This is a genomic window from Bradyrhizobium sp. (assembly GCF_049691595.1).
Classification (GTDB): domain Bacteria; phylum Pseudomonadota; class Alphaproteobacteria; order Rhizobiales; family Xanthobacteraceae; genus Bradyrhizobium.
Window position 1 is genome coordinate 1 of sequence record NZ_JBAVNZ010000669.1, and the last position, 5,699, is coordinate 5,699.

5 protein-coding genes are annotated in these 5,699 nt (G+C 61.4%); 3 read left to right on the forward strand and 2 right to left on the reverse strand.

Annotated elements, in window-relative coordinates; genetic code table 11:
• Nucleotides 1–211: 211 nt before the first annotated feature.
• Complete coding sequence (locus WCE35_RS26845; protein WP_424596333.1) at nucleotides 212–973, reverse strand: crotonase/enoyl-CoA hydratase family protein; 762 nt, start codon at nucleotides 971–973, stop codon at nucleotides 212–214.
• Between the two features lie 132 nt (nucleotides 974–1,105).
• Here WCE35_RS26845 and WCE35_RS26850 point away from each other — a divergent pair, with 132 nt between their 5' ends.
• The 3 genes from WCE35_RS26850 to WCE35_RS26860 all read left to right on the forward strand — a co-directional run bounded on the left by WCE35_RS26850 (nucleotide 1,106) and on the right by WCE35_RS26860 (nucleotide 5,451).
• Complete coding sequence (locus tag WCE35_RS26850) at nucleotides 1,106–2,047, forward strand: ring-cleaving dioxygenase (protein ID WP_424596334.1); 942 nt, start codon at nucleotides 1,106–1,108, stop codon at nucleotides 2,045–2,047.
• Nucleotides 2,048–3,886: 1,839 nt separating this feature from the next.
• Nucleotides 3,887–4,558 carry a transposase gene (locus WCE35_RS26855; RefSeq protein ID WP_424596335.1) on the forward strand — a complete coding sequence of 224 codons (672 nt, stop codon included), beginning with the start codon at nucleotides 3,887–3,889 and terminating at the stop codon, nucleotides 4,556–4,558.
• A gap of 599 nt (nucleotides 4,559–5,157) precedes the next feature.
• Complete coding sequence (locus WCE35_RS26860; RefSeq protein ID WP_424596336.1) at nucleotides 5,158–5,451, forward strand: hypothetical protein; 294 nt, start codon at nucleotides 5,158–5,160, stop codon at nucleotides 5,449–5,451.
• A gap of 21 nt (nucleotides 5,452–5,472) precedes the next feature.
• Here the strand turns inward: WCE35_RS26860 and WCE35_RS26865 are convergent.
• Nucleotides 5,473–5,699, reverse strand: a 227-nt coding sequence (locus WCE35_RS26865) for a hypothetical protein (RefSeq protein ID WP_424596337.1), incomplete at its 5' end; no start/stop codon positions are given.

Sequence of the window (5,699 nt, forward strand, 5' to 3'; positions counted from 1 at the left end):
GCTGGGCATGACGATGTGAGCGCCGCCAGCAACGTCAAGGCTGACAGGATCTGGTAATGCGTATCTTTCATGACACAACAATAACCGGCCGGCGCGACAATTTCGCGAAGGCTCGGATCATGATCCGATCGGATTCAATCGGATCATGATCCGATCTCTTTGTTTGAGCATGATCTCTTCGGAAAACCGGTTCCCACTTTTCCGGATCATGCTAGCCCCTCTTGCGCGCAAAGAATGCCTTGAACGCGGCGATCGCCTCCTTCGAGCGCATCCGTTCGCCGAACAGATGGCCTTCCTGATCGATCCGGCGGGTCATGTCTTCGGGCGGCAATTTGATCAGCTTTCGCGAGATCGAAACCGCCTCCGCCGGCAGCGCGCAAATCTCGCGCGCCACCTTGCGCGCCTCGGCTTCGGTATGGCCGGGCGCCACCACCACATTGACGAAGCCGGCCTCGCGGGCGTCGTCAGCGCTGAAGGTGCGCCCCATCACCAGCATCGCAAAGGCGCGCTGGTGTCCCATGGTGCGCGGCATCAACAGGCTGGAGGCGCCTTCCGGGACGAGGCCGAGATGGATGAACGGCGTGGCGAAGGTCGCCGTCTTGCTGGCCAGAACATAATCGCAGTGAAACAGCATGGTGGTGCCGATGCCGATCGCAACGCCGTCGACCGCGGCAATGATCGGCTTGACGTTGTGCGCCAGCGAATAGAGAAATTTCGCGGCGTTGGAGGCGCGCGGCGTGTCGGTGTTCGACGTGCCTTCGTGGAGGAAATCCTCGAGGTCGTTGCCGGCGGTGAATACGCCGGAGCCGCCGGTGATGATCATGCAGCGGATGTTCGGGTTGTTCTGCGCCCTGTCGATGGCATCGCTCATCTCGCGATACATTTCCTGGGTGATCGCGTTCTTCTTCTCGGGCCGCCGCAGCGTGATCACGCGCGTCGCTTCCTCGTCGGTGACTATCAGATGCCCGGTCATGGAATGTCCCTCGGAAAACCGGCGGCAAATTTGCCGCTGGCTACTCATCGGACGATATCCTACATGATCCGCCACGAGGCCCAAATGTCCCGGGAAAATTTTCCCCGGGAAGCGAATCGAAAGGACGAGGCGATGCAGTTGACCGGAATTCACCATTTGACGGCGATTTCCGCGAAACCGCGCCAGAATCTGGCGTTCTATACCGGCCTGCTCGGCATGCGGCTGGTCAAGAAGACGGTCAACCAGGACGACGTCAGCGCCTATCATCTGTTCTACGCCGACGGCAAGGCCAATCCCGGAACCGACCTGACCTTCTTCGATTTTCCGGCAGCTCCCGAGCAGCGCGGCACCAACTCGATTTCGCGGACCGGCCTGCGCGTCGCCGGCGAAAACAGTTTTGGTTACTGGCGCGATCGCCTGAAGCAGGCAGGCGGTCATGTTGGCGATGTCGTCGAGGTCGACGGCCGGCTGACGCTGCCGTTCGAGGACGGCGAGGGCCAGCGCCTGGTGCTGGTCGACGACGGCGGCGCGGGAACTGCGTCGCCCTGGGAGCGCAGCCCGGTGCCGGCAGAGCACCAGATCCGCGGCCTCGGTCCGATCGTGCTCACCGTGCACGATCTGGCGCGGACGGCTTACGTACTGACCGACGTGATGAACATGCGCCGCGTGCGCGACTATGCCGCGCACGGCGCGCAGATCTATGTGTTCGCGATGGGCGAGGGCGGCCCCGCCGCCGAACTGCATGTGATCGAGCAAAAGGATTTGCCGGCCGCGCGGCAGGGCGCCGGCGGCGTGCACCATGTCGCGTTCCGTACGCCCGACGAGGCGCAGTATCACGCCTGGACGCAGCGGCTGACGGAACTGCGCGTTCCCAACAGTGGCGAGATCGATCGGTTCTATTTTCGCAGCCTGTATTTCCGCGAGCCCAACGGCATCCTGTTCGAGATCGCGACCGACGGTCCGGGATTTGCGACCGACGAGCCGCTTGCCGCGCTCGGCGAAAAACTGGCATTGCCGCCGTTCCTCGAGCTGCGCCGCGCGCAGATCGAGGCGGGGCTGAAGCCGCTGGGGTAGTTGTGGGACCGTCATTGCGAGCCACCGGGTCGGCGCGAAGCGCCGCGCTATTGCGACCGTCATTGCGAGCCAACGGGTCGCGCGAATGCGCGCCCGATGACAGGCTCCGCGAAGCAATCCATCTCGCCGCACAAAGAAAGAATGGATTGCTTCCGCCTTTGCTCGTAGAGCTTCGGCGGACGCGGTCGTCGCAAGTGCTCCTCGCAATGACGATGCCCCAGACACGATTTCGCGACCCCGCGGCGGAAATCGCCCGGGTCGTTGATGAAATCTTCCGCCCTTGAAAACAGAGGGCGCAGGGAATGCCGGGTGCTTGCTGCACCCGCGGTCTCGTGTGCAGGGATGCACATAGAAGGCGCACACGAGCATACAGGTACAGTCGGAGCATTCCGGCATTCCCTGCGCAATGGCTTTACGGCTTATGCCTTGCTCTCCCCGGCGACGAATTCGTCTTGTCACCGTCATCGGCGGATTAGCGGCTTTGCCGAACCCGGTCGGGTTCGCAAAACCTCCGCCGACTTGACACCAGCAACGGGTGCCAGGACCACACGGTTTTGCCGTACGCTTCAGCGCCGGTCGTCTGCGCGCCGTTGACCGCTCACGGATCGAAACCCGCCCTGCGATCCCGTTTCGCGCCCGACGCTGCCGCGTCCACCGCATCCCGTCCCAACGTTCGTGACGATGGCCAACGCCCCTCTTTCGGGACGGGACGGCGGGATTTCTAGAACTGATTTGGGGCGTTGAAAACAGGAATATTTTCCGCACCGGGGCTTGACGGGCAAATCGCTGATTTGCCCGTCAGGCAAAAAAATGCAGCCAGCCGTTGGAAGCGGAGAGCCGCGCGCTGCGAGCGCCCGGACCAATAGCGCTCATCTCTCGACTCCGCAGGGCTCCAGTGGAATTCACAATCCCGCGCGGCGCCAATTGATTCCAGCTTCTTCAGTTTGAATTAAGTGTCCCGGTAATTCCCAAGGCAAACTGGCACGTCACAGCTCCCATGCTCGTATCAACCTGAAGCATCTTTACCCTTCAATCTGACTGAATTCGGGCAACCAGCCTCACTCGAAGTGCGAACAGCCAACCCACCACTCGCTAACGGCGTTGGCGCAGGAGGGATCGAGGCCATCGCGCCCCGGTCCCTTTTCCTTCCGCCCAGTGCGGCGCAAGCAACAGCGAACCCGCATTTCTCGCGCAACGAGTCTTAATCACAGTAGACCGACGGACCATACGCCGGGTTGGTCACACAACGCTCGCGACCGTCGTATGGCACAGGGGCGGGTGGCCGCGGCACAAATTCTGTATCGTAAGTGGAGTAGTACTCTGGCTGTCGATCAACATAGGCTCGCTGCGCCGGGTACATCGATCGGGTAGATTCATAGAATGTAGGGGTTCGGTATACGTGCCCCGGTGGCACATAACCCGGCGCGTATGCGGACCCCAGCGGTACATGACCTGGTGCGTAGTACATGCGGCCCGGCGCCGCATAAGCCGGGTCACCGTTTTCGGACCGAACATAAACCTGGGCAGACGCGATATAGACGCCTCCAGGCGCCACGTAGACAGGTTGCAACTCGCCCGCCGAAACTTGCGATGACCACAGAGCGCCGAGCGCAAGGACAAAAGTACCGTATCTCATGATGAGCCTCCTCCAACGCCACTCTGCCCCACCGCGGATTTTTACCGATCATTAACTGAAATAACAAACGTTTACTGCGGGCGCGCGTGTCCCATTTTCGAACACCATATGATTTCGGCTTCAGCAATCGCTGGCAATTACGGGGCAATTACGGTGACAGTGCACTCAATTGACTTGTCGCCCGCCTCGCGCCATCCTGTCGCATGGCCCGCCTCGCCCGTGTCGTCATTCCCGGTCATCCGCACCATGTCACCCAGCGCGGCAATGGCCGCGCGCGCACCTTCTTCGGCGACGGCGACTATGCGCTTTATCGCGACCTGCTCGCCGAGAATTGCCGCGCGGCCGCCGTCGAGGTGTGGGCGTGGTGCCTGATGCCGAACCATGTCCACCTGATCCTCGTGCCGTCCGATCCCGACGGGCTGCGCCACGCGCTGGCGCGGGTGCATCGTCGCTATGCCGGAATCATCCAGGCGCGGCGCAAACGCAGCGGTCATTTCTGGCAGGGCCGGTTCGGCGCCGTCGCCATGGACGAGGAACATCTGGCCGCCGCGCTGCGCTACGTCTCGCTCAATCCGGTGCGGGCGCGGCTGGTGCAACGCCCGCAGGACTGGCGGTGGTCGAGCACGCGCGCGCATTTGCGCGGCGCCGATGACGGGCTCACCGCGCTGGCACCGATCAGCGATCGCTTCCCCCGCTTCGCCGATCTGCTGGCAAGTGAGCCCGAGGACGATCTGTTCGACCGCCTGCGCGCCGCCGAGAGCATCGGCCGGCCGCTCGGCAACGATCGCTTTCTCGCCCGCCTCGAACGCCGGACCGGGCGCGCGCTCAAGGCGGGCAAGCGCGGGCCGAAGCCCGCCGGACCGGAAAGCCGTTGACGCGCGCTATCGCGGAACCTGGAATTGGATTAAGTGCACTGGCACTGTAATTCTCGGCGCGTAGTTCTCCGTAATTCTCGTCGTTTACGACGGGATCGAACCTGATCGTTGACGGCGCGATCTCGAACCGGGCGAATTTTTGAGAGCAGCGCGCAGGATGGGTGGAGCGGAAGCAATACCCATCAATGGCAGTTTGCGAAGGTGATGGGTTCGCGAGGAGCTCAAAACCAACCTGCGGACTGGCGCGATGTTCGACATCAGTCCGCGAATTGCCCCCGGTTCTTGTGATCCATGGGGTTTAATTATCGCTCGGGCATCCCCACATGGTGAACATGGCAAACTGGCAAGCATCTATCGCGCGGGAACCACCAAAGTCCAAGGCCGAGCTGCGTGAGATGCTGGCGGCAGCGGTCCGCAACACGCAGCTCCACGCGGACCGCGGGCCGAAAAACACGCCACTCGCCGACGGCCACGAAGATCAGCCCGAGAGCATGATCCGGAAAAGTGGGCGCTCAAGAGCGGGATGACTCGAAGAGAAGTCATCACGCCCTGGCTGGTCGCCTGTCGGTCATATCTTCTGGCAAGAAGCGGATGCAGTCGTGGCAGTTGATGTCGAAATGGCGTTTGCCTTACCAAATCGCGTAAAGGAACAGCGTATGCGGAAACTTGCCGAACCCACCGAACAGGAGATCGACGAGGGACCGCAAGCGGTATCTTTTCAGATCGCGAATGGTAACGCGCGGCAACGCTGCGTTCTGCAGACCACGCTGCCGACGAAGGTACAGGCGCAAAAGTACCTTCTCACACATTGGCCGATCATCGAAAGGATGGCGCGCGACGCCCTTGCGACGGGAGCCCTTGAGGACGGCGAGATCAAACTCGTCATGATCTAACGGTTTATTCAAGAATGGGTATCAGGGTGGTTTGGTTTGCAGGGAGCAGTCATGCTGAATGATCGGGAGAATATCCTGAATGCGCTTCGCGAGAAGCCGCTCAAAGTCTACGAAATCATGAAACGCGCCAACGTAGTGAATGAGGAAGCCTGTCAATCCCTCCTTTTGAAAATGCGTGGCGAAGGTTTGGTGAAATTCGATATTCACAACGGGCGATGGCTCATCGGATGAACCGTGAAATTGCTGCG

Bases quoted from the DNA above. Each gene is read 5' to 3' on its own strand.
- WCE35_RS26845 (WP_424596333.1), bottom strand. From the start codon at position 973: ATGACCGGGCATCTGATAGTCACCGACGAGGAAGCGACGCGCGTGATC.
- WCE35_RS26850 (WP_424596334.1), top strand. From the start codon at position 1,106: ATGCAGTTGACCGGAATTCACCATTTGACGGCGATTTCCGCGAAACCG.
- WCE35_RS26855 (WP_424596335.1), top strand. From the start codon at position 3,887: ATGGCCCGCCTCGCCCGTGTCGTCATTCCCGGTCATCCGCACCATGTC.